This window comes from Mucilaginibacter rivuli (assembly GCF_019391655.1).
Classification (GTDB): Bacteria; Bacteroidota; Bacteroidia; order Sphingobacteriales; family Sphingobacteriaceae; genus Mucilaginibacter; species Mucilaginibacter rivuli.
In genome coordinates, this window is the sequence record NZ_JAHXPQ010000009.1 from 65,894 (window position 1) to 90,225 (window position 24,332).

A 24,332-nucleotide genomic window follows, 5' to 3' on the forward strand; every position below is an offset into this window, starting at 1 on the left:
AGGGTTGATGTAACCTTTTGTTCCGTTTGTGATACTGTTAAATAAAAAGAGATAAAGAATGACTGATGAGTCTTTAATGCTGTGTGTTAAAAAGAACGACCTTGATAAGGCAGCTATTCTTTACGAGCGGTATAAAAAGAAATTATACCAGTTTTTTATGTATAAGAATTATAACGATCAGGAAAAGAGTGAAGATTGCGTACAGCAGGTTTTTTACCGGGTTATAAAGTACCGGCAATCGTATACAGAAGGCAATAACTTTAGGATATGGGTTTACAGCATAGCTAAAAACATACAATACCAGGATTTTAAAGAACAAGTAAAAATGGATGCAGCACACGCCAGCTATCAAACAGATGAAGCCTACACCCTGGTGAACGATGAGCACCAGGCCATGTTGCAGGCATTAAAACTGCTACCCGAACAGTACCGCGAAGTACTGGTGATGAGCAGGTTTTTAGGGATGAAGTATGATGAGATAGCCGAAATAAATAATTGCTCGGTAGGGGTAATTAAAACAAGGGCATTCAGGGCCATAAACAGTTTACGTGAAGCTTATTTTAAAATAGCATGAAAAGAGAAGAAACAGAAAGGCTGTTAGCCGATTACACGAGCGGCGAGATAGCGCCCGCTGATATGCAGGTGCTCGAAGCATGTTTTGTGCAAGACCCGGCTTTGAAAAAAGAAGCAGAAGAAATGCGCGCCGTTTGGAACATGATAGGCAACGAAGCAGAAAGCAAACCCATGAGCGATACCATGGATACACAGTTTTTTGCCATGCTGCAGAATGAAAAATTGGCCACACCATCAAAAACGGCAAAAGTTGTACAGATAAACACTAATTGGTTAAAAGCCGTAGCCGCAGTTGCGGCATGCATTTTAGCTTTCGTTGGCGGCAGGTTTACTGGCATGCCTGCACCGGTAGTGGAGTATAAAACAGTATATGTTAAGCAGCCTGCAACAACAATACCGCAACCTATACAACAGGTGCAGGTTGTAAAGCAGCAGCCCACTCCCGAAAAAGTTGTTGCAAAAGCGCCACAGCAACAGCCTGTTAAAAAGGACTCTGTAATAGATAACTCCGCGTTGGCATTGGAACTGCGGTCGGTTTACGCCTCAGAACGGATTGGCGCGGTAATGAAAATGACCGGTAAGGGTAACTTAACCGATGCCGATTTGCGCCGGCTGGGGCTTGCACTGCGCGAAGACCCAAGCCCTAACGTGCGCTTAACCATTTTAGATGCATTGCGTCCCCTGGCAAGCCGTGCAAATGTGCAGGCGGTGCTGATAAGTTTGCTGAGCCATCAAAATGATGAGTTGATAAAATCATCGATAGTTGATCTGCTCATCGATACTAAATCGCGACAAGCCATACCACAAATGATTGCCTTGCTGGATGATAAAACTACTAACCCCGGTATGCAGAATAAAATTAAGGCAGGTATTGAAAGCTTCCTGAACTAAACTGACTATGAAAATATCTATCACCATATGCTTTTTTATCTGCGCTTACAGCTTGAGCTTTGCGCAGACATCACAGTTCAGGGCTAAGCTTAACCGCAGTGATGAACCTGTTTACCTTAGGATTGACCAGGTATCGGCAGATATTATTGGTTATGATGGCGACGAGATCATTATCGAGGCCGTACCATCGGTAACGGGTGTTAAACCTGCTGCTGCCGCAGGCCTTGACGAGATAATATTACCCGGCCGCCCCAAAGAAGATAATATTATTAAGCCCAGCATGCGCGAAGATACATCGGGCCTGAGCATTAACATACCGCCGGGTAATTTTAGCAAATTATCCATCAGGGTACCTAAAAGCATTATTTTATTTATACGGACGGATATGAACCTTATTAATGGAAAAATAACCGTAAATAACATCAATAGCATTGATATTGAAGGTACCCTTGCATCAGTAGAGGTGCATAATGTAACCAATTTTGTGGTACAGGGCGGCGGCTGGCACCAGGGGAGCCGGGCAACGGGCAAGGTGATCATATCCGATGTGAAATGGACCGATGCCCCGGTAATAATAAATGGCGAACCGCACCATCGTACCTATATTGTAGGTACAACTAATAGTGATATTGAGCTTTCAATACCGGCAGATGCAAAAGCTAATTTTATTTTTTCATCAGATTACGGAAAAGCGTACTCCAACCTTGATGTTAAGGCCCAGGATGTATCTGAAGAGTTTATGATTGATTATAAAAGATTTTACCACAGGGCATTAGCCTTAAAAAGCATCTCGTTAAATAATGGGAAGGTTAATACCATTATTAACAGCAGTTATGGAACCATTTACCTAAAAAAAGAATAATGCCATGAAAAGGATAGTTACGCTACTCACTATAATTTTTGGCTTTACAGCGGCTTTCGGGCAAACCTTCCAAACCACTGTAAATTATAATCCAAAAAGGGAACAACCGTTGGTTGAATCGCACCTGGCAAAATTTCACGTGAAGGGGAAAGAATTAATTGTTATTGATGTTCAGGAGGCCACAGCAAACTTTGAAGGCTATGATGGTGATGATATTGTGATAGAAGCCGACCCTGTGGCATCAAAACCGGCTGTTGTTTTGCCGGGCTTTTCGTTAGCATCAAGCGGCCTGTTACCCAGCGATAATCTGGTACATTATAGGGTACTAACGAATGAACCCGGCGTATTTGGACTAAGTCTGACCATACCTTACACCACAGGTTTAAAATTTGGGCACTACAAAGTATTGGTGCCTAAAAACATCAAGCTTAAAGTAGTTTTTGTGATCAGCGAGTTAGGTGCAAAAATGTCGTTCAAAAACCTCAGCAACGGTTTGGAGGTTGAAGGTACCGCACCTGTGATCACATTTGATCATATCAGCGGACCGTTAACCTTATCCGAAGGAATAAATGGACACAGGATAGGCGGAACAGAAAAGATCATCATATCGCACCTCCAACAATCTAATGCACAATTTGACAGTCTTGAAGATACCCCGCTTTTAAATATTATAACTACACATGGCGATGTAGATATATCGTTACCGCAAGAGGCAAAAGCAACCATACAGGTTGATGCAGGATACGGCAACCTCTATTCCGATCTGAACATGGTTAAGCAGAGGCCAGCGTTCCCTTTGGTAAAAAGCCGTTACACGGGTAACGTAAATGGCGGGGGCCGAATGATCGTGATAAACGCCGCTAATGGCAACGTGTACTTGCGCAAAGAAAAGTAACGGATTTATGGAATTTATATGCCTTTATCATCCTTTTAACAACTGCTAACATTATATAACAATATTTAACAATACCTAATCACGTATAATATATACCTTGCACCAATAAATAACCTTATACCACCTTATCACAACCATGAACCGAATAATAACCCTCGCGGGCATGCTGCTGCTTTTTGCCCTGGCAGGATACGCGCAAAATAAAGCCGATATTAAAGGCAGAATTGTTGACTCGCTCACCAACGAGCCACTTGAATTTGCCACCGTGGCAACACTTGATCTTAAGGATTCGTCATTAGTATCATATACGCTGAGTATTAAAGGGGGAGCCTTTGCTTTGCACAAACTACCATCTGATAAACGCTTGAAACTGGTGGTATCATTTGTGGGCTATAAAAATTTCCGCAAAACTTTTACTTTGGAGAAAGGTGTTGAAGTTGATTTTGGTGAAATTAAACTGGCCAGCAAAGGCAGCCTGAACCAGGTAAACATAAATGCCGAAGCCAGCCCCGTTGTAATGCGAAAGGATACCATCGAGTTTAATGCGGAGGCCTTTAAAACACCACCTAACGCGGTAGTTGAAGAGCTGTTGAAAAAGCTCCCGGGCATACAGGTTGATATGGATGGCACCATCACGGTTAATGGTAAAAAGGTTAACAAACTATTGATAGATGGAAAACAGTTTTTTGCCAACGACCCTAAAATCGCGTCGCGCAACCTGGATGCCAGCCTTATTGATAAGGTACAGGTGTATGATGACCGTGAAAACGACCCTGACCATATTGTACCCGACTCGAAAGTGGAAAAGATCATCAACCTTAAATTAAAATCGGCTATTAAAAAGAGTACCATCGGTAAAATTAAAGCAGGCATAGGTACAGAAGACCGGTACGATGCAGGGTTGATATACAGTGTATTCAGGGATACGCTGCAAGTGAGTTTGATAGGTATAGGTAATAACCTTAACCGTACAGGCTTCAGCAACCAGGAACTCACATCGCAAGGTGGCTTTAACCGCAGCGGCAGCGATGCCTTGTATAATGGCAGCGTAGCTACCGGTGGCAGAAATTACGGTGGCGGCATACAAACTGTAGGCTCCGGCGGGCTGAACATTAATACCGATTATGGTAAAAAACTAAAACTGAATTTCCTGTATTTTTACAGTTATACATCAAATGTAAGTAAATCGTCATCATTCAATCAGCAGTTTTTAACAGATACCATTAGCTCATCGGGTAGCTATGAAGGCCACTCCAGTACAAACAATCATGCCTTTAGCGCGCTGGTTGAATGGAAGCCGGATACTGTTTTTAACCTGAGGTACAACCCCAGGCTTAATTTTAGTAATTCAAACTCGGGTAACTCGGGTATTAGCAGCAGCTACTCAAACGTATTGCCCCAGCTCAATTCGTCTTCGTCCGGCGGGAGCAATAACAGCAATAACCTGCAGTTTCAGCAGTCGTTCAGCTATTACCGCAAGTTGCATAAAAAAGGCGAATCGCTAAACATAAACCACAACCTCAATATCAGGCCGGGTAAAAGTTTTGATTACTCAAGCAATAACTTTATATCCTATAGCAGCGCTATAGCATCAAGTAACCTGTATAGGTTAGGCAATAATATTAACAACACTGCCGATGGTAGCCTGGGTATAACTTATCGTTACCCTTTCTCTAAAAAGTTAACCGGCAGCGTAGAGTTAACAGGTAAATATAATCAAAACACAGGGAGGCTGATGACATTTAACGAAAACCTGAGCACCGGCCAGTACGATGGTTATATTGATAGCCTGAGCCATAACCTGGAACGGCAGCAATTTACCGAAACTTTGCGCCCCGAACTTACCTATCAGCTTACCAAGCAAGCCAGGTTATCGGTAAACCTGGGTGTGCAACTGATGCAAACCAACAACAAATTTAACCGTAATATAGCCGATATTAACCGCAGGTCTCTTTACCTGCTCCCTGCCTTCAGGTTTAATACAGAAAGCTTTTCTGTTGATTATAGCGAGTATGTTGACCAGCCAAGCATAAACGACCTGCTGCCGCAAACTACCGTTTACAGCCAGCTATATAGCCGTGTAGGTAACCCCGATCTTCAAGCTACACGCACGCACAATATTTATTTCAGTTATTACAAGTACCAAACCGAAAAAATGCTGAACACAAATTTTTATGCAAGCATTAGCGTGTATGAGAATAGTATTTTTAATGAGCGTACAGTAAGCCCTGTTGGTGCAACTGTTTCTAAAAATGTGAATAAAGATGGCAGGTATTATACCTATGCCGGCATGAGCATAGGTAAGAGCTATAAAAAGATAAACGACTGGCAATTTAAATTTAACAGCAGGGTAAGCATTAACCTGGATCATGATTTTTTCCAGGTAAATAATTTGCAAGGCTATCAAAACAGGTTGTACTTGTCGTACAATCAGCAGTTCACCTTAAACTGGAACAATAAATTCGATATAACGCCAACATACAGCATCAGCCCTAATATAACATCATACCAAAATGTAACTTACAATACCTTAAAATATGTTACCCAAAGCCTTGATGTACCTATATCTATACGTGCAATAAAACACATGACGATTGAGGGGAACTATAACTTCAACTACAATCCGCTGGTTTCATCAGGCTTCCAAAAAAGCAGCAATTTGTTAAATTTCGCCATAGCCAGGCAATTTCAGTACCGCGACCGTGGCGAGATCAGGTTATCGGTATATGACTTGTTAAATCAAAACATCAGCTCGTACCGTTATGCCGACGGCAACTCCGTTACCGATTACCAAAGCCAGATATTGAAACGCTATTTCTTACTATCGTACACTTACCGGATAGCAGCTACAGTTACAGCTAAAAAGCCGGTAAAGAAATAAAAAACTGTTAATCAATCCCATTTCCAAAAAAACCAATCAAAAACGTCTCGACTTATGCCATTTATTTCAGCCGGTTTATTTCAATCGGTTTTAAGCCCGGAGAATTAAAACGGATCATCATTTCCACTCTCGGGTCAGCGTTAATATAAGCTATTAATTTACCATGGAAAACCCGGCGCTTATTTGCCTTGTAGTCTTCATGGCTTAAATTGTCGCCACTTTCCAGGCCGAGTAGCTTAGCGTAACCTGTAATGTCAACACTGATCTCGTTATTTGCATTGTACACAATATTGCCATTTTTATCAACCACGGCAATTGTACGCTGCCAAAGTAACGGGCTATAATCATTATTGTCATCAATAATTTTAAGTGCGTAGGGCTCTCCGGAAGTAACCAGTTTGTATGTGCTAACAACAACGCCATTGTTATATGCTTTAACTGATAACTCTCCGGGGGCATAAGTAACGTCCCACGTTAAAATATGACTGGTAACACCTGTCATTGTTTTTTTACCCAATGATGTTCCGTTAATAAAAAGCTCGGCCTCATTGCAGTTGGTGAAACAGCTTACACGTACCTGCTTTCCCTCCGGCCAGTTCCAGGTTGGTTCGGCATTATGGTTTTCCCGGCCTTCTCTCCGGGGTATTTCGCTTGTGCCGATATACACCATTGGCTTATCACTCCATAAACTCTGGCGGTAGTAAAACTCAGGCTTTTTAAACCCGGCAAGATCAAGTAAGCCGGGCGTGCTGCTTCGCGCAGGCCATTTCCTGGCTTCGCCGAGGTAGTCAATGCCCGTCCAGAGGTATTGTCCGGCTATATAGTCGTTGTCGGTAACAGCTTTCCAGGCTTCGGCGTTCATGCCGTTTTCGCTACCGTAAATTATCCTGTTGGGATATTTGGCATGATCTTCCGGGTAACGAAACTCCTGGTAATTATATCCTACCACATCAAGCACTTCCGGGTAACCTACCTCGTTTGACATTACTACCCCAGCCAGTGCCGCGGTAACAGGGCGGCTGGTATCGTTTTGTTTTACCACAGCTACCAGGTGTTTTGCTATCCGTGTTAAATTATCTGCCGAAGGATGATCGGGTGTGTAACCTTTGCCATATATCTGTGGATTACGACCGGTATTTAAAACCTGGTGGGTGTATGGATCGTTGGGATAATCAATCTCGTTACCAATGCTCCACAAAATAATGGAAGGGTGGTTGCGGTCGCGTTTGATCATGTCGGCAAGATCGCGGTCGGCCCAATCTTTAAAATACTCGTGATAACCGTCCTGACCGGGCTTTCCTTCGTTCCAACCCGCTATCCATTTATTTTTACCTAGTTCCCATTCATCAAAGGCTTCGTCCATCACCAGTAAACCCATCCGGTCGCAAAGGTCATACAGGTAGTCTGCATGAGGGTTATGGCTCAGGCGGATAGAATTTACGCCTGCTTCTTTTAAATTGTGAAGCCTGCGTGCCCAAACGGCTTCGGGCACAGCAACACCAAAGTTCCCCGCGTCGTCGTGTATACAAACGCCTTTCAGCTTCATGCTTTTCCCGTTAAGGGCAAAACCTTTATTGGCATCAAAAACCGCGGAGCGTATACCTACCTTTTGTATAATAATATCTTTTACTTTACCCTCAATTGAAATGCTTACTGCTAAGGTATATAGCGCAGGATGATCAACCGACCACAACTGCGGACTGCTGATAGATAAAGGCAAATTTTTGTTGAGATGCTCGCCGGGCGCGGCTATAATATGCGATACATCGCCTTTCGCTATTAACCTGCCTTCGGGATCGCGCAATACTGTATTAACAGTAACAGCAGCCAGCTTGTTAGAAGTATTTGTAAACGATACATTGACATTGCCGCGAACAAAGTTGGGTTGAATAGCGCCATGAGTAAAAACAACACCCCAGTTATCAATGCGGGTTGCTGGTGTTGCTACAAGGTAAACATTACGGTATATGCCCGAACCGGTGTACCAGCGCGAATCGCCAAACTGGCTATGGTCGCACTTTACGGCAACGGTGTTTTTTCCATTTGGGTTAAGATACTTAGTGATATCGTACTCAAAAGAAACAAAACCGTTGGGGCGCTTACCTAAGTAATGCCCGTTTATCCATACCTCGCTATTGTTATAAACGCCATCAAAGTAGAGGTATATGTTTTTGCCTTGCATTGCAGGCTTCAGATCGAATGTTTTGCGGTACCAGCCTATGCCTGCGGGCAAATATCCGGTAGCGCTGGCCCATTTCTCATCAAAAGGCCCTTCAATGCTCCAATCGTGTGGCAGATCGAGCTTGCGCCATGCAGCATCGTTAAATAGGGGTTTATCTGCACCCAAAGTATCACCTTTGTGAAACTTCCAATCAGCATTGAACAGTACCGTTTGGCGGGTTTGGGCCAAGGTGCCAAAACTTGTAAGCGCCAAAGCAAGCACTAAGCATGATTTGATATAAAGTATCTTCATTTTATTATCTAAAAAAATCAAGTTCAGCATGACCCCTGTTTATAGCTTTTTGAATTTTACTCCTTCCAAACCACCACACTCGCTGTATTGAGCGTTCGGCTGCCTATCAGTATTTTTGCCGTTGCCGGGATGGGTACCTGGTAAGCTTTTGGCCCGTAATTTACGCCCACCCAAAAGCCATCGCGCCATTCTATGATAACACCTTGCGGCAGGTTACCGGTGGCTATGCCAGCCTGGCTGTATACCATTTTAAGCACATCTTTTTCGAGCGCCCCATCGTGTGTATCGGGGCCAACAAAGGTTACGGTACCCTTGCCCAGTTTGCGGTTAATTACAGCGGCGCGGCCCGCGTAAAACTGGTTAGTATATGTTGCCCATGTTTCGGTGCCGGGGTTAGGGTCCAGTATATCGCCCCAGGTATTCCAGCGGTAGGTTTTCATGTTCATTTTTACGGTGCCTTGTACACTATCGGGCATCAGGTCGTAAAAAGGTATTTTGGCACCTATCAGGTTATAAACAGGCTCGGCCCATTTCATTTCCCACAGTTTGCCGTTGCGGTCTTTTTGGCCGGTGCGGCTGGTTAATACCAAATGGCCGCCGTTCTCCACATATTTGGTCCAGCGTTCAACCAGTTTGGCATCCAATAGTTCGTAAGCGGGTGCAATCAGCACAGGGTATTTCGAAAAATCTTTAGCTTCAGTTATCACATCAACCGGGGCACCAAACTCTTTCAGCGCGCCGTAGTAACGCATCAGGTGGCTCTCGTAATCCCACTGGTAAGTTTGTGGCTGGTTATCCTGTTCCCAGCGGTTATCGGGGCTAAATATTACCGCTGCCTGTTTTACCTGGTAAGCCTTTGGCATTTTAGCGTCAGGCTGGTAATATGGCTTAATCGATTTTAGCTCTTTTATTACCTTAATATACTCCAAACCGCTGGTGCTTGGCGTAACGCCATCGGGGCCAATAATACCGTAATGGTATTGCTCACCGCCGGTAAGCGGTTCTTTAAAGCGATAGTTACAAACAAATTTATTGCCGCCGGCAAAGGCATGCCATATCCACATGCGTACCACGCCGGGCATAGGCTGCGGGTTAAACTTGCCCCAGTTTACCTGGCCTGGCTGCAGCTCCATTACACCCGTTGTGCCGTTAATAGATCGGAACAGGTCATTCGCGTAAGCTATACTCGTTGGCGATCCCATCCTGAAACCTTGCGGGCCTATACCCTTATCGTAACCTGCAACCAGGTATTTGGTATAAGTTACAAAGTCAAGGTTGGTCATGCGGGTTGGGTCAACCGGGGTATGCTCGGGCATCAGGTTGGTGGTTATCCATTGTTCAGGCTGTATGTATTTGCGCAGGATGTTATATTGCAAACCCAAAAAGTCGGTTACCTCGTCGGATGAGAAACGTTTGAAATCCAATACGGCATGCGGACTTGGCTGCGCTATCAGTTCTTTTGGGTTCGGTATGCGTATCTGGTCAAAACTGCTGTAGCGGATACTCCAGAAAGCGGTGCCCCAAACTTTGTTGAGCGTATCAATATTTTGATATTTATTCTTCACCCACCGGCGAAAGCTTTCCTGCGCGGCAGGGCTATAATCATACTGGCCGTAGTGCGATGGTTCGTTATCCAGCTGCCAACCCCAAATGCGTTTATCATTGGCATAGTGTTTGGCAACGGCGGTTACCATTTTGCTTACATACTCCCTGTACACCGGGCTGCTCCAGCTAATGTGCTGCCTTGAGCCATGTTGCATGGTTACGCCCAGTTCATTTACCATCAATATTTCGGGATGTTTGATAGCCAGCCACGCCGGTGGCGTTGGCGATGAGGTGCACATAATTACCCGCACACCGTTTTTGTGTGCCAGCTCAACAGCCTCATCCAGCCATGCAAAATCAAACTTACCTTCTTCGGGTTCAATAAAGGCCCAGGCAAACTCGCCAAAATGCGTAAAGTCAAAACCCACTTCGGCCATCTTCTTAATATCGCGTGCCCAGTATTCATGCGGCCATTGCTCGGGGTAATAGTATGATCCGATAGGCATCAAATCACTTTTCGGGAAAAACTTGTCGGCGCTTTGCGCTAATGCGGTGCCGCTCAACATCCCAAATAAAACTGCCGGCAATACGGCTTTTATAAGCTTGCGAAAGGGTTTCAATAAATACATGGCATTGAGGTTTATGGCGCAATATATTATTATTTTTAATAGGTTGCATCCCGTGGTGTGGGGTATGTTTTGCTCATACTTTAACAAGTTCAGTATTTTGGCTATGGGCGTTTCCCTGCGGGTCGGGCTATACAGGGCTTCGCTTCGCTACGGTGCTGCGCACTAAACCCTTCCTATCCCTAACGCGGGCCCCGTCACCCACATCCTCAATGACTAAAATAGCCACCCAATTGCCACATCTTCCATTTTACCTCACACATTTTCCATCAACCAAATAAAAACCCTACCTTGCAAATATTTAATTACGCTTCACAACATTGACTTTCGCAGATTTTAATTTCAACGAACATTTATTTGAAGGGATAACCAGCATGGGTTTCAATACCCCAACGCCTGTACAGGCCGAAGCTATCCCCATTATATTATCAGGCAAGGATATCATCGCTTGCGCCCAAACAGGTACCGGTAAAACCGCGGCTTACCTGCTGCCTGTAATACATCATATCAGCAAATTACATAACCCTAAGATCGATACGCTTATCCTGGCCCCTACGCGCGAGCTGGCCCAACAGATTGATCAGCAGGTACAAGGCCTGGGTTACTTTACCGGCGTTACCAGCATTGCTATTTTTGGTGGCGGCGATGGTATGGTATACGAGCAGCAACGTAAAGGTATTGAGCATGATGCCAATATACTAATTGCTACTCCGGGCCGGTTACTGGCACATTTGGCCAGCGGCAAAATGAAACTGAAAGACCTGAAGCACCTGGTGTTAGATGAGGCCGACCGTATGCTCGACATGGGTTTTATGGATGATATTATGCGCATCATCAGTTTTTTACCCGAAAAAAGGCAAACATTGCTGTTTTCGGCAACCATGCCACAGCGCATATTAAAACTGGCTAAATCAATTTTGCACGAGCCGGAGCAGATCAGCCTGGCCATATCGCAGCCTGCCGTGGGGATAGATCAGCAGATATATAAGGTTTTTGACAGCCAGAAAACACCTTTGATAGAATCGTTACTAAAAGGTTCAACCTATACCAGCGTGATCATTTTTTGTGGGATGAAGGATAAAGTGAAAGAGGTTTTCAAGGTGCTAAAGGGCCTGAAGATATCTGTAATGGCTTTCCACTCCGATCTGAAACAGAATGAGCGCGAAGATATTTTGCTCGACTTTAAAAACCGCAAACTGCAGGTTTTGGTAGGTACCGATGTGCTATCGCGCGGTATTGATGTGGAGGGGATAGACCTGGTGATCAACTACGATGTTCCCGGCGACCCGGAAGATTATATCCACCGTATTGGCCGTACTGCACGCGCCGCAACAACAGGCACAGCCATTACTTTAGTTAACGAGCGCGACCAGCGCAAACTGGCAGCCATAGAAACCATGATAGGCCGCCCCGTACCCGAAACTGAGCTACCCGAGCAATTTGGCGAGAAGCCCGTGTTTAAGCCGATGAGCGCTGGCGGTGGTGGAGGTAACTTTAACCGCCGCAATAAAGGCAAAGGCGGTGGTGGCTGGAAGAAGAGGAAGTAGGATAGATCTTAATATCAGAGGTAAGATCAGGTATAATAATTTCGCTTAAGTTTAGCGGTCCAGCAGATGATAGCGAAGTATTAACCCAACCTGCCATTTAGGTAAATAGTTTCTTTTTATTGTTTTACAGTAAATTGATATTGGCCGGAACCGATGGTTTTAATAATATCTTTAGATAAATAAACCGTTGCACTTGTATTGGCCGGAACAGTTACAGTTAATGTAATATAATTAGCGCTTCGCTTCCATTGGCAGTTAATATTACCGCTTATAGATGCATATGAACCTTTTACCCAATCCAAACCCTGCAGAAACACCGGTTTGATGTTAAATTTACGGAAACCAGGCCCGCTTTGATCAGGGCTGATGCCGACTAAATCGTTAAAAAACCATTCGTTAATTTGGCCCGACATAAAGTGGTTTTGTGAACCGAAACTACCTACACCGGCATTCCATTTTTCAGTGAGGCTTGTAGCTCCCATTTTGATCTGGTAGCCATATCCCGGTTTATCGCTTTGGTTGTTCATGGCATACACCACATCCGATCTTCCGCCATCGGCAAGGGCTCTCAGCAAAAAGCGGTAACCCACCTCGCCCGATGTAAAACTATTATTGCGTGCTTGTATATCAGCCACTAATACATCTAATAATTTTTGCCTGTTTTGCGGTTCAACAATATTAAAAAACAAAGGCATGGCACAGGTAGTTTGCGAGCCGGTAGCATAAAGCCCCGTTTCGGGATGGTAGAACATTTTATTGAAAGCTATTTTAATCAAGTCAGCCTCCTGTTTAAAAGCTATGGCATCTGCTCCTTTACCTAACTGTTTTGCAATGTTATACATTATCCAGTTATCATAATAATAAATAGCTGTAGCTGTAAACTGTACCGGTGTAAGCTGCGAGCCCCAGGGTTCTTTTGGCCCAATATCGTACCAATCGCCAAGGCCGGTATAGATAATATGATCTTTGGCTTCCTTTGACAGAAAAGCGGTGAAGCGTTTCATCCGGTCATAATAACGTTGCAACAGCGAGATATCTCCCGAGAACAGATATTGCTGCCAAGGCACAATAATGAAAGAGCTGCCCCATTCGGGCGAGTTGCGCATAGCATTACTCAGAGCGGGCGAACCGGCGATAAAATATTCGGGCGCTATGTTTGGGATCAAACCATTATCCAACTGGGCATCTGCCATATCGTTCATAACCTTGCCAAACAATGGCGCCATATCAAAATTATAGCGCAATGCAGGGCCATTCAAATGATTTTCTTCCAGCCAGCCCATTTTTTCGCGCTGCGGGCAATCCGTCATTAAACTCATCATATTGCTACGCTGTGCCCACCTTACCAAAGTGTAAATTTGGTTGAACAAAGGGTTTGAGCACTCAAAACTGCCAATAGGTGTTGATGAGGAATGTACGATCACATCGGCTAATTGCTCTACTTTAGGCAGTTCAGTATTGCTTTTGGCCGGGTATAATTCCACCTGAAGGTAGCGTGCCCCCTGGTAAAAAAACTTTGGAAAATACTTTTCGTTGCTATTGCCGCTCAGGGTATATTGCCACCAGGCCGGCCTTACGCCACTCTGTGTTGCCGAGGTACGGTCTGCCAATCCATTTTTACCAAGTAATTCAGAAGGGATCATCCGGACATACGATCCCTTTGGTCCGTTTATGGTTAATAGCGGCATCATGGAGGCATTTTGCCCAAAATCGTATATCCAAAGGTTGTCTTTTATTTTGGTGATTTTGACCGCTTTGATGGTATCGATCGCTCTGATGGGGGGCGCAGCAGCGGATAATCCTTTCAATACCCCACCCGGCCCATCGGTTTCGATGGCACTTACCCATTTTGGCTCAAGGTTAGCATCGTAGTCTTCGCCACCATACAGGTTGGAATAAGTGATAGGCCCCGGCGAAACCCACCAACTCTTATCAGTCACAATAGTTTTAGCGGAACCATCCGCATATTCCAAAAGTAATTGTGCCCTGGCTTTTGCCGGCCCAAACGTAGTAATGAATTTAACGTAGCGCAAGGTATCGGGCTGTATATTGTAAACGCTGTTTCCTAAAATTATGCCAATGGTATTATTACCACCTTTAAGTTGGTCAGTTACATCGTAGGTATCATATAAAATAGTTTTCCGGTAGTCTGTCCAGCCGGGGGTGAGCAGGTAATTGCCTATTTTATTGCCATTAATGGTCAATTCATATTCGGATAATCCGCTGATGTTGATCACTGCCCTAACCAGGGTGGGCTTTACTTCAAATTCCTTATGCAACTGCATCGAAGAATAATTTGGAAAGGTTGAATGATCTTCCAGCCCATCAGTTAAGTTATTCTTTGTAAAGCCATTTGTTTCATCACTATCCATTGTTTCAATGGCTTTACCGGCGGCTATATTTTTGCCGGATGAAATGACTTCTATCTGCCGTAAGGAAAACGTATAATTAGCTCCCACTTTGGGGTTTTTAGTTACCGTTAACCGGATATACCTACCTCTGGCATGTGCTGTGTTATAAACATGAATGGGTGAGTACCCCGGATTGCGTACATCGGCTCCCGTTTTATTGCCAACCAAAACCGGGGTTTTAAATGTTGGTTCGTTGGCGCACTCCACCTTAAACCTAAGTGGGAAAGCATAACCTGCGCGATCGGAAAAAAATGTTGGAAATAGTTTTACTTCGTCAAAGGCTTGCCATTTGCCGAGATCGACCTGAACCCACTGTTCATTACTGTCGGTCTTCATATCTTTTGATTTATAACCAACTGATGGCAAAGCATATTTATCGGCCCCGTTGGCACTTATCCATTTAGCTTGCCAATCGTTGGGGGCCATGATGCCCATCGTCCAGGTTGCTGTTTTGCTCCAGGCAGATACTTTTCCATTTTGATCCCAGACGCGAACCTTCCACCAGCATTTTTGGTTTGATATGAGCGCTTTGCCTGTATAAATAATATAAGCCATTTGGCTGCTCACAACCTTTTTTGAATCCCATAGCTCAGCAGCAGCTTTAAAATCAGATGAGCCTGAAACCCAAATTTGATAGGCCGTTTGACGGCTACCTTTAGTGTTGGAGGCAGCTTTTAAAATGTAGCTTAAACATGGGTTAGGTAAGTCAATTCCTAATGGGTTGGCACGTAGTTCACATTTTAAACTAACAGGAATAATGGCAGCGGTTTGGGCCAGCACCTGCACAACATAAACATTTAGCAGGAATACAAGAACTATCGCTTTTATTTTTTGCATTGGTTTATAAAAACTATGTCCTTCCTAAAGCTGCTTTTACTGATCACTGTTGTTGTTGCTGCTGTTGTTGCATCATCTCCATATACTGGCGGTAGCTATTTTTGGGTACGTTGGCGGGTTTTGGTATGGGTGCATCATGGTGGTGAATATCGTGTTCGTATTCTTCCATGTGGTCATCGTCGGGGTTGCCTACAGATACGGCTACTTCAAGCGTATGGCCGGCGGCGCCTTTATATACACCTTTTACGGGCGAGCAATCGCTAAAATTACGGCCAACGGCTAAGCGCACGTGGTTTTCATTAGCGATGATGTTATTGGTAGGATCTAAACCCAGCCACCCGTAGTTGGGTATGTAGGCTTCGGCCCAGGCGTGGGTAGCGCCTTCGCCACGCATGGTGGCCTTTGAAGTACATATGTAGCCACTAACATAACGCGCGGGTATGTTTACCATGCGGAGCATTTCCATCAGGATGTGGGCAAAATCCTGGCAAACGCCGGCTTTAATTTTCCATATCTCATCAAGAGTGGTCTCTACGGTGGTTACACCTTTTATATAGTCGAAATTTTCGTAAACATATTTGCAGAAACGCATAGCCAGTTGGTAAGGCGTTTCGTTAGCTATCTTTTGCGATTCGATGATAGCTTTTAACTCATCTAAACCTTCAAAATATTCCTGGCGTAAAAAATCAATAAAAGGTACCTGGTGGTTTAAAAGGCGCAGATCACTCCATTGCTGATCGGCAAACATATCATCAATAGGGTACATGCGGTGCTTTGTTATCACCAGCATTTTTGATGATATCTCGAGTTTAGTATGCGATTCGGTATGCGTAAAACTGCCTACCTCGTTACCATAATAATCAATATGTACATCAACAAAAGGCTCACCTGTGATCTTGATATCGTGTTTTATCACCTCCTGGTAATCATCCTGTATGGGGTACAAAATGACCTGGTTGGCGCTATCGCGAACGGGGCTATCGTAAGTATATTTAGTAACGTGCTGTATTTTAAACTCGGGCATATTAGTGTTTTTATACTGGCGCTAAATGTATAACGCTATTTATGAATATGCAAAATAATGTTTATTTAATGCATCGCCTATTTTAAACAGCTCGCTGCGGATGTTGGTGAGGTAATCGTGCAGGCCATCCTGCCTGATGGTTTTTACCGAACTGTATTTGATACTACTTTGTAAACGGCCGATAAGGAACGACAGATCGCGAAACTCGGGCATATTGCTTTCGTGCTTCAGCTTATCAAAATACCGCTGTATATGGTTTACCGAATAGAGCACCGAGCGGGGGAAATCATTGTTTAACACTACCTGCTCCAGCACGTTTTCGGCTTCGAAACCCTGGCGGTAGGTTTTAAGGTATATCTCATACCCGCCAAGCGAAAGGAGCAGGTGCTTCCAGTAACTGGTATCGGTGAGCAGGTTGGGATTATCATCTATCGAACCAAATTTGGTATCCAAAATATCAACCGACTGTATGCCCCGCTCCAAAAATTTACCTATGTTGATAAATCCACGGCCCTCGCCGCGCTCCATGGTAATTTCGAGGGTGCCGTAGTAAAGCATGCCTTGTTTTATGAGGATATCCATAGCGGTAATGGGGTCATCCTTCTCCAAAAGGAAAGCGATGTTTTGCCCGCGCACGGTATGGTAATACTCATTGAGGGATTGCCACAGATCTTTACTGATCAATTCCTGAACGCCGCGGGCATTTTCGCGCGCAAGCGTAATAATGTTGAGGATGCTGTTAGGGTTTTCCCTATCCAGCACCATGTATTTTAGTACCGAGCGGCTATCATTACCCAGGGCGGCAATCTCATCCGCATTGCGGAGGCCGGCAAATATCCGGATAACGGGTTCCCAGGTAAAGGTTTGTATGGTATCCTGCGATGATGCGTAATTGATCTTTAACATGCGCAGCAAACCATCGCTGCGCTCAATGTAACGGCTCATCCAATATAAACTTGATGCAACTCTACTTAACATATATGTGTATCCAAATGCAATCTAAACAATTAAATTAATACCCAGGTATCTTTACTGCCGCCGCCCTGGCTACTGTTTACCACCAGGCTGCCCTCGCGCAAAGCAACACGCGTTAAGCCGCCGGGTACAATTTCAATACCATCGGGGCCAACCAGTGCGTAGGGGCGTAAATCTATCCTGCGTGGGGTAAGCTTGCCCTGCATGTAGCATGGCGCTGCCGATAGGCTGATGGTGGGCTGGGCAATAAAATCGCGCGGGTTTTTTATTATCTCGGCTTTGTACTCGTCCATTTCCTGCTGTGTGGCCGCATGGCCCATCAGCATGCCGTAACCGCCCGATCCGTTGGTGCGCTTTACTACCATTTTGTTGAGGTTGCCAAACACGTATTCGGCTTCTTCCGGGTTGCCCAACTGATAGGTAGGTACGTTTTTTAGGATGGGTTCTTCGTTCAAATAATATTTGATCATTTCGGGCACGTAGCTGTAAATGGCCTTATCATCGGCTACACCGTTGCCTATGGCGTTTACAATGGCTACGTTGCCTTTGCGGTAGGCACCCATAATACCGGCTACGCCCAAAACACTGCTTGGGTTAAATACCAGCGGATCCAAAAATTCATCATCCACCCGGCGGTAAATTACGTCAACTTGTTGGAGGCCGGTGGTGGTCTTCATAAACACTTTATGATTGTCCACCACCAGGTCGCGGCCCTCCACTAACTCAACCCCCATCAGGCGTGCCAGGGTAGTATGTTCAAAGTAGGCAGAATTGTATATACCCGGGCTGAGTAAAACTATAGTAGGATTTGGAATTTGCCTTGGCGACAAACTCAACAGGTTTTTATATAAAATATTGGGATACTCGGTTACGCTGCGAACGCCGCACTGTGGCAGCAGGTCGGGGAATAAGCGTTTGGTTATCTCGCGGTTTTCGAGCATGTAGCTTACGCCCGATGGTGTGCGCAGGTTATCTTCCAACACGTAAAAAGTGCCATCGTAATCGCGGATGAGGTCGATCCCGGCTACGTGTACGTAAATATCATAGGGTACCTTTACGTTATACATTTCGCGCAGGAAATGCGGGCATGAGTATATAATATCTGCCGGAACGATGCCGTCTTTTATGATGAACTGGTTGCTGTACACATCCTTTAAAAACAGGTTGAGCACCTCAAGGCGCTGCTTGATCCCTTTTTCTACAAAGGCCCACTCATCGCCGGTGATGATGCGGGGGATGATATCGAAGGGGAATATCTTTTCGATGCCCTCATCGCCGCTGTATACGGTGAAGGTGATGCCCTGGCTCATAAAGAGGCGCTTGGCAAGGTCTTCCTTTTTATTCAGTTCTTCGATGGATTCGGCGCCGAGGTACTGGATAACCTTTTGGTAATGGTCGCGAATTTGGGCATCTGCACCAAACATTTCGTCCCAGGTGTTTGGTGTTGGGGTGTATTTGGTAAAATAAGCCGACTCCTGCATTAATTATCCCTTTCGTTTGTTGTTAATTTGGGTGTGTTGTTTTAAAAAACGTAATTTATGAAGAAGTTTTTTAAAAATAAAGAACTAAAAATCAATAATGAATATAAATTTTTAATAAATCGGCATAAAAATCAATAATAATTGTATTTAACAGTGAAATTTACTGTAAAATGTTGGTATAAATTAGTGAAAATATTTTGTAATTGTTGTTTGGCGAAATTTACGGTTTTGCCTTGTTGCTAATTTAACAATTTTATTTGGTTGAATGTTTGCAGCGGAATTTGTAAATTCAAATATGGAAAATTCATTCAACTATATTCCTGAAGAAAAGACTACTTTGATGGATGACTTGAAAGAAGCTGTTGCCGAGTTGAACTTAGTTTTAACAGGTAAGCTTGAAGCGAGGGACGCGGATGAGTTATTGGATGAACTCTAAATCGCGGGCTGTTATGCTGAGGCACTCGAAGCATTGGTGCGGTAGGTAGTTTGACGGTATTGGCGTTAAAGCAGGGCGCATAGAATGTTACTTTCTTTGGCCGTCAAAGAAAGTAACCAAAGAAACTCTCGGCTGCGTACGCTTCTACTGCGGTTGTGAGTGAAGTTGGGACGGTGGTTGCCGAACCGTACGATGCCGAATTTTTGGTGAAGTTAGGGCAGTGCTTTTGGATGGTGCATAAGGTAGTCGGAGACTACAGGCATAGTGGTTCGAAGTTTGGAAGCTTCGAACAGCGGGGGATTTTCTTCCGTGTCATTTCGACCAAAGGGAGAAAACTTTACTAAGTGATAGTTACGAGCGATAGCTTACCCGGGGTTACCTTTAAGCCTGACGGGTATTAAAGTTAAACCTAAGCATGAAACCTCTTGGCTGGCTTTTTCTTTTGGCTCCCTTTGTTTTAACCGGCATTGGCTATTACGTGTTGTACTATATTAAAAAACATAAGCGGGACGCCGACCTGCAGGGTACGGTAGCTTTTTTAGTTGCCATTTTTACCGGGATTGTTGGCGGCTACCTGGCCTTTATACCCATAGGCTATCTGTGCTTTGCCATTTGCCCTAACCTGCCGCATAACGGGCACTACGGTATGCCTATGGGCCAATATTTTAGCGCTATAGTGTTGACTGTTATTTTTGGTATTGTTGTGGCTATTGTTGCGGGGAGGAGGATTTTGAGGTGGCAGAAGAAGTGAGGGTTTAAGGCACACGCGGAACGCGAACAAGTAATAGCTGCGGTTACCTGGCGCTTTGATACCACAAGCGAGGACGCTTGCGGGAGCGGGGTGAAGTTAGGGCAGTGCTTTTGGATGGAGCATAGGCACACGCGGCACGCGTGCGCCAGCGAGGGGCTGAAGAATAACTAAGCATACTCAACTGCCATTTCTTCAATTCGTTTCAATACATCTGCAACGGGTTGCTTCAATTCATCGCCCATTTTTAAATACTCGTTAGGGTATTCATCTTTCATGTGGTGCATTAAAGCGTAGTAGATGGGTTTGAATCTATCTTTAAAATTTAGGTCTTCTTTTTCGAATAGGGTTAGGGTGAAATGGTATTGTTTTTTTGTAAGAAGAAGAAGAATTAATAGTTCTAGCAAATTGTTGTTAAATTCAAGTTCCTGTCTTGATGCTGTTGTTAAATACTTCTTTATTATTTTAAAGGCATCGGTAGCATTATTAGCCCATATATATATAATTGATTTTAAAAGGTGTTCAATCCCATTTGTATGGTCTAATTCATTAACTATTTTAAGCGCTTTGTCTTTGCTCTTGATATCGATGTATAAAAATGAGAGAATGATAATTACCCGCTTGTAATTCGCACCCATTGAATTTCCACTTTGCAATAGTTCTTTTTTAGCATCAAGAAATAATTTTTCAAACCCATTATCATGAAAGTGAAAATAAGAAAGACAAGCCTTGTAGAATAGGAAGTCGCCATCGGCGATCTTGGTTTTTAATCCTTTGGTAATCTGATTGGCTGCCTTTTTATAATCTTTATATCTAAATAAATACAACTCTATTAAATCTTTTTCAAATTCAATTTTTCCGGAATTAATAGCTTTTAACAAATATTTTTCAAGATTTTCATAGTCTTCATTTATAGTATATACATCTATGATATCGCTATACACATTTTTATTATCGTGTTGTAAAGCTAGACTATAGTATTTTAAAGCATTTTCATTATCGTTAGCTATAGATTTATATAAACTGCCAATAGCTCCAGCAATTACACCCTTCCTCTTTTTGTTTATTTCTTTTTCAAAAGCATGTTCAAAAAGTTTGTATGCTTTATTAGGGCTTCCTAATATTAGATAACACCAACCAGATAAATAAGGTTTAAATATTTCCGAAGAAGATGAAGGAATTAAATTTAAAATATCTAAGGCTTTTTGTGGATGATTTAAATCCAAATAACATAATACTATTAATTGATTTACTTTATCAGATTTTTGATCAACCGATTGCAACAACGCTAAAGCTTCCTGTGCTTTTTTCTCCCGTAAAAGCTTTACGGCCTCAATTAACTTTTCTAAACTTACCCGAGGTAATGATTTTTTTTGATCTTCATTTAAAATTTCAGCCGTTTCTTTTATCAACAATGCTTGGTTTTTCAAGTCTATTTTGGATGAATTTGTCCAAGCTTCTGCAAGTTTTAAAGCGGATAGTGGATCATATTTGCCAGATCTCAATAATTTGACATGTCTTTTAATAAAATCTCCTATACTCGCTTCATCATCATACCAACTTTCCAAAAACCTTGTCAACCAAACAACGCGGCACTTGTCCATTCTGTCGCCATTACGCATCAGGTACCAGATGTTGAAAAAACGTTCTTTTAATTGATAGAGATGGTTTTTGGTATTGGTTTGCTTTTTCTCAATCACATTGTTTTTTTCGAGTTGTTGCAACTGGGCCGATATAAGTTTGGTTGGCATGGGCTGCCCATTCTCACGAATATTTTCGGCGATTTCTTTGGTGCTAACAGCGTCCCATTTTTTTGCTATTACATCAATTATCTTCCGTTGCTGTGCTGGCAGGTCTTCAATGCGGTGTTTAAAGAGGGGAGTAATGCGGTCGAGTATATTATCAAGGTCACGCAGGGCGGTGCCATCTTCATCAGTTAAAATAACTTCGTACAATAACATAATGGTGCGTATTACCCCACCTGTTAAAATGGCAAGCGTTTCAATTTTGGCTTTGTTTTTTTCGAGGTTTATTTTCTTTTCTGATTTATCCTGAAGTTTTGTGATCAGCTGAAAAGTTTCATCTTTATTTAATCCTTCAAGCGTAATGATCCTGAAAAACTCGAAGAATGGTTTTGAGTAGTCGTGTAAATCGTGCAATACTACGGCCGATGCTCCAATTATCCTGATGTCGTTGCAATTCATCAGAATTTCCCGAAAACGATGTTGTTCTTTGTCGCTTAGATTATCCAAGAACAACTGCCCAAAGTTGTCGAAAAAGATAACCAGCTTTTTTTTCTCCTTATTGAGTATGCTGACCAATAATGCGTAACAGCTTTTTTCATAATCGGCAGTACCAACAAACTCGTCGGTACGTTTATAATACTCGCCACCTGTTTGCCATAGGTTATCCAGGTATTTTAACAGCTTTTCCCAAAGGTTTGATAACGTTGTTAAATCGTAAGATTCTTCGTTAAAAAAAACAGGTACCAACCACGCATTCAACTTAGGCGTTTTTTCTATTTCGTATTTTAAGCGCAGCAATAAGGTGGTTTTACCCATACCGCGTTGCCCTTGTATTAAGTAATGCTGCTCCGGGTATTGCATTTTACCACTTTGCAGATCTTTAAATAGCTTTTCAAATACATTTGTACGTACTACAAAGTGTTCTATCAACCATTCCTTTGGTTGGCCTGCCGGGTTATATATCTTGCTTTCCATTATTTACAAATGTGTTTTTTGCACCATGACTGAAGTATGGGAGAGGTATAACGATATGCATCATCTTGTTTAAACAGATAGCCATCGCCCTCTAATATGTCCAAAATATTTTTAGTGTCTTCAATGTTATGCTTTACACTTTTGTCACTCAATACCATGTTATCAATCACATCATTGTTGGCTACATATGTTAGTACTTCGAGTACAAAACCGTACTCGCTGTCTTTAAATATCTTGGTTAACCTCGAAAAATAGGGCTCAAACTGAGGTTTATTCCTTGAGTGTACTATTTGATCGTATGCCTGATCGATGGCCGCTTTATCAATAGGATTATTGGTTGATTCATATACGTCTACAATTTCTTGTTGAATGAGCTGCAAATGGAATGGAATTAACCACTTTACTCTTTCCAAAACATAATCAATCATGTCATTATCAAGTGTAAACTCTTCATTGTCCATTAGTTTACTAATAAAGTCTTTGGCATCGTCGTAATCTAATGGATGTACATCCACCGTTCGTACATCGTTAATGGATGTTAACTCTATCACTTTTTGAATCATAGGAAACAACGACACAGAGCCGGTATATATAAAACTGACTTTATCAAGTGCATGTTTATTGTGTCTTAATTCGCGATTTTTTAGAATGAAGTTGGCAGCTGTTATTTTATCATGTTTGTCGAAAATGTTTTGAATAGTTTGGGGGAACTCATCGATCATTATAATAACCTGACCATGCTCCTTTTTAATATGTGAGAGCAATTCTACAAAGGCATCATAATAATTTACATCTTCTTTCTCTCTTAGTTCAACAGGCCCTACTTTTTTTACTATACCCATTAAACCTGCTATCGCGCTTGTAATTGCCGAAGAAAGTTGCTCAATCTTTTTAATCACATCACTTTTAATGACTTCTTCAAAAATTACTTTAAAAAACTCATTTGGATCATCTACCGATTCTGTTATTACATAAATAAAATGATAGCCTTCCTGTGGAAATTCCTCCAAGTGCTTTAAAATGGAAGTTTTGCCAACACGGCGCGGTGCCGCTAAATATATACTTGCGCCGGTTTCTAAAACGCGATAAATCTTTTTTATTTCTTTGGACCGATCGTAAAAGCCATCGCCCCTCGCTGGATTTCCTAAACTATTTTTCATTTGACAATAAATCTATTGCCAAAGATAGTAACAAAATTTCTATTGTCAAGTTTTTTGGCAATAAATTTATTGCCAAAGTGTATTTGGTGCAAACTTAACCAATGCGACTACTCAGCTTATGGTCGGTGTTATCATTCATTACATTTCCCTCCTTTTTTGCAAATCCCACCAAAATTTCGTATCTTATATCGAGTGCCGGGGCCTGCTGTGGTTTCGGGGAGTTTTTAGTCCGTAGCGTCCGTTTTGG

At 43.0% G+C, this 24,332-nt stretch carries 16 protein-coding genes; 8 read left to right on the plus strand and 8 right to left on the minus strand.

Features of this window, described 5'->3' with window-relative positions; translation table 11 throughout:
- Nucleotides 1-58 precede the first annotated feature (58 nt).
- The 5 genes from KXQ82_RS18480 (at nt 59) to KXQ82_RS18500 (ending at nt 6,102) form a co-directional block, all read left to right on the plus strand.
- Complete coding sequence (locus KXQ82_RS18480) at nt 59-574, plus strand: RNA polymerase sigma factor (protein WP_219490042.1); 516 nt, start codon at nt 59-61, stop codon at nt 572-574.
- Nucleotides 571-1,464: a HEAT repeat domain-containing protein gene (locus KXQ82_RS18485; RefSeq protein ID WP_219490043.1), complete on the plus strand. Its 894-nt coding sequence runs from the start codon at nt 571-573 to the stop codon at nt 1,462-1,464. The genes KXQ82_RS18480 and KXQ82_RS18485 overlap by 4 nt, the downstream gene beginning before the upstream one ends.
- 7 nt (nt 1,465-1,471) lie before the next feature.
- Entirely contained in the window at nt 1,472-2,326 is an 855-nt protein-coding gene (locus KXQ82_RS18490; RefSeq protein WP_219490044.1) for a hypothetical protein, read from the plus strand.
- Nucleotides 2,327-2,330: 4 nt separating this feature from the next.
- Complete coding sequence (locus KXQ82_RS18495) at nt 2,331-3,221, plus strand: DUF4097 family beta strand repeat-containing protein (protein WP_219490045.1); 891 nt, start codon at nt 2,331-2,333, stop codon at nt 3,219-3,221.
- 136 nt (nt 3,222-3,357) lie between these two features.
- Nucleotides 3,358-6,102: an outer membrane beta-barrel protein gene (locus KXQ82_RS18500; protein ID WP_219490046.1), complete on the plus strand. Its 2,745-nt coding sequence runs from the start codon at nt 3,358-3,360 to the stop codon at nt 6,100-6,102.
- Nucleotides 6,103-6,163: 61 nt separating this feature from the next.
- Here KXQ82_RS18500 and KXQ82_RS18505 read toward each other — a convergent pair whose 3' ends face one another.
- On the minus strand, nt 6,164-8,575 hold the full coding sequence (locus tag KXQ82_RS18505) for a glycoside hydrolase family 2 TIM barrel-domain containing protein (protein ID WP_255563725.1): 2,412 nt from the start codon (nt 8,573-8,575) through the stop codon (nt 6,164-6,166).
- Nucleotides 8,576-8,631: 56 nt separating this feature from the next.
- The gene (locus tag KXQ82_RS18510; RefSeq protein ID WP_219490048.1) at nt 8,632-10,749 is read right to left on the minus strand and encodes a beta-galactosidase; all 2,118 of its coding nucleotides are present in this window, start codon (nt 10,747-10,749) and stop codon (nt 8,632-8,634) included.
- 317 nt (nt 10,750-11,066) lie between these two features.
- Between KXQ82_RS18510 and KXQ82_RS18515 the strand changes: the two genes are divergently transcribed.
- Nucleotides 11,067-12,293: a DEAD/DEAH box helicase gene (locus KXQ82_RS18515; RefSeq protein WP_219490049.1), complete on the plus strand. Its 1,227-nt coding sequence runs from the start codon at nt 11,067-11,069 to the stop codon at nt 12,291-12,293.
- Between the two features lie 116 nt (nt 12,294-12,409).
- Here KXQ82_RS18515 and KXQ82_RS18520 read toward each other — a convergent pair whose 3' ends face one another.
- Genes KXQ82_RS18520 through KXQ82_RS18535 form a run of 4 tightly spaced genes read right to left on the minus strand, consistent with a single transcriptional unit; the run spans nt 12,410 to nt 19,021 of the window.
- Nucleotides 12,410-15,541, minus strand: coding sequence for a family 78 glycoside hydrolase catalytic domain (locus KXQ82_RS18520; RefSeq protein WP_219490050.1), 3,132 nt, complete (start codon nt 15,539-15,541; stop codon nt 12,410-12,412).
- Nucleotides 15,542-15,584: 43 nt separating this feature from the next.
- A complete protein-coding gene (locus KXQ82_RS18525) occupies nt 15,585-16,565 on the minus strand; it encodes a transglutaminase family protein (protein WP_219490051.1) in 981 nt (326 codons plus the stop codon).
- Between the two features lie 39 nt (nt 16,566-16,604).
- Complete coding sequence (locus tag KXQ82_RS18530; protein ID WP_219490053.1) at nt 16,605-17,543, minus strand: alpha-E domain-containing protein; 939 nt, start codon at nt 17,541-17,543, stop codon at nt 16,605-16,607.
- A 29-nt stretch (nt 17,544-17,572) separates the two neighbouring features.
- Nucleotides 17,573-19,021, minus strand: a complete 1,449-nt coding sequence (locus KXQ82_RS18535) for a circularly permuted type 2 ATP-grasp protein (RefSeq protein WP_219490055.1) — start codon at nt 19,019-19,021, stop codon at nt 17,573-17,575.
- A gap of 295 nt (nt 19,022-19,316) precedes the next feature.
- Here KXQ82_RS18535 and KXQ82_RS18540 point away from each other — a divergent pair, with 295 nt between their 5' ends.
- Nucleotides 19,317-19,457, plus strand: coding sequence for a hypothetical protein (locus tag KXQ82_RS18540; protein ID WP_219490246.1), 141 nt, complete (start codon nt 19,317-19,319; stop codon nt 19,455-19,457).
- Nucleotides 19,458-19,872: 415 nt separating this feature from the next.
- Complete coding sequence (locus KXQ82_RS18545) at nt 19,873-20,208, plus strand: hypothetical protein (RefSeq protein WP_219490057.1); 336 nt, start codon at nt 19,873-19,875, stop codon at nt 20,206-20,208.
- A gap of 167 nt (nt 20,209-20,375) precedes the next feature.
- Here the strand turns inward: KXQ82_RS18545 and KXQ82_RS18550 are convergent, their stop codons facing one another.
- Together KXQ82_RS18550 and KXQ82_RS18555 are read right to left on the minus strand one after the other, a co-directional pair.
- The gene (locus KXQ82_RS18550; RefSeq protein WP_219490060.1) at nt 20,376-22,925 is read right to left on the minus strand and encodes a winged-helix domain-containing protein; all 2,550 of its coding nucleotides are present in this window, start codon (nt 22,923-22,925) and stop codon (nt 20,376-20,378) included.
- Nucleotides 22,925-24,085: an ATP-binding protein gene (locus KXQ82_RS18555; RefSeq protein ID WP_219490062.1), complete on the minus strand. Its 1,161-nt coding sequence runs from the start codon at nt 24,083-24,085 to the stop codon at nt 22,925-22,927. Before KXQ82_RS18555 ends, KXQ82_RS18550 begins: the two co-directional genes overlap by 1 nt.
- Nucleotides 24,086-24,332: the final 247 nt, after the last annotated feature.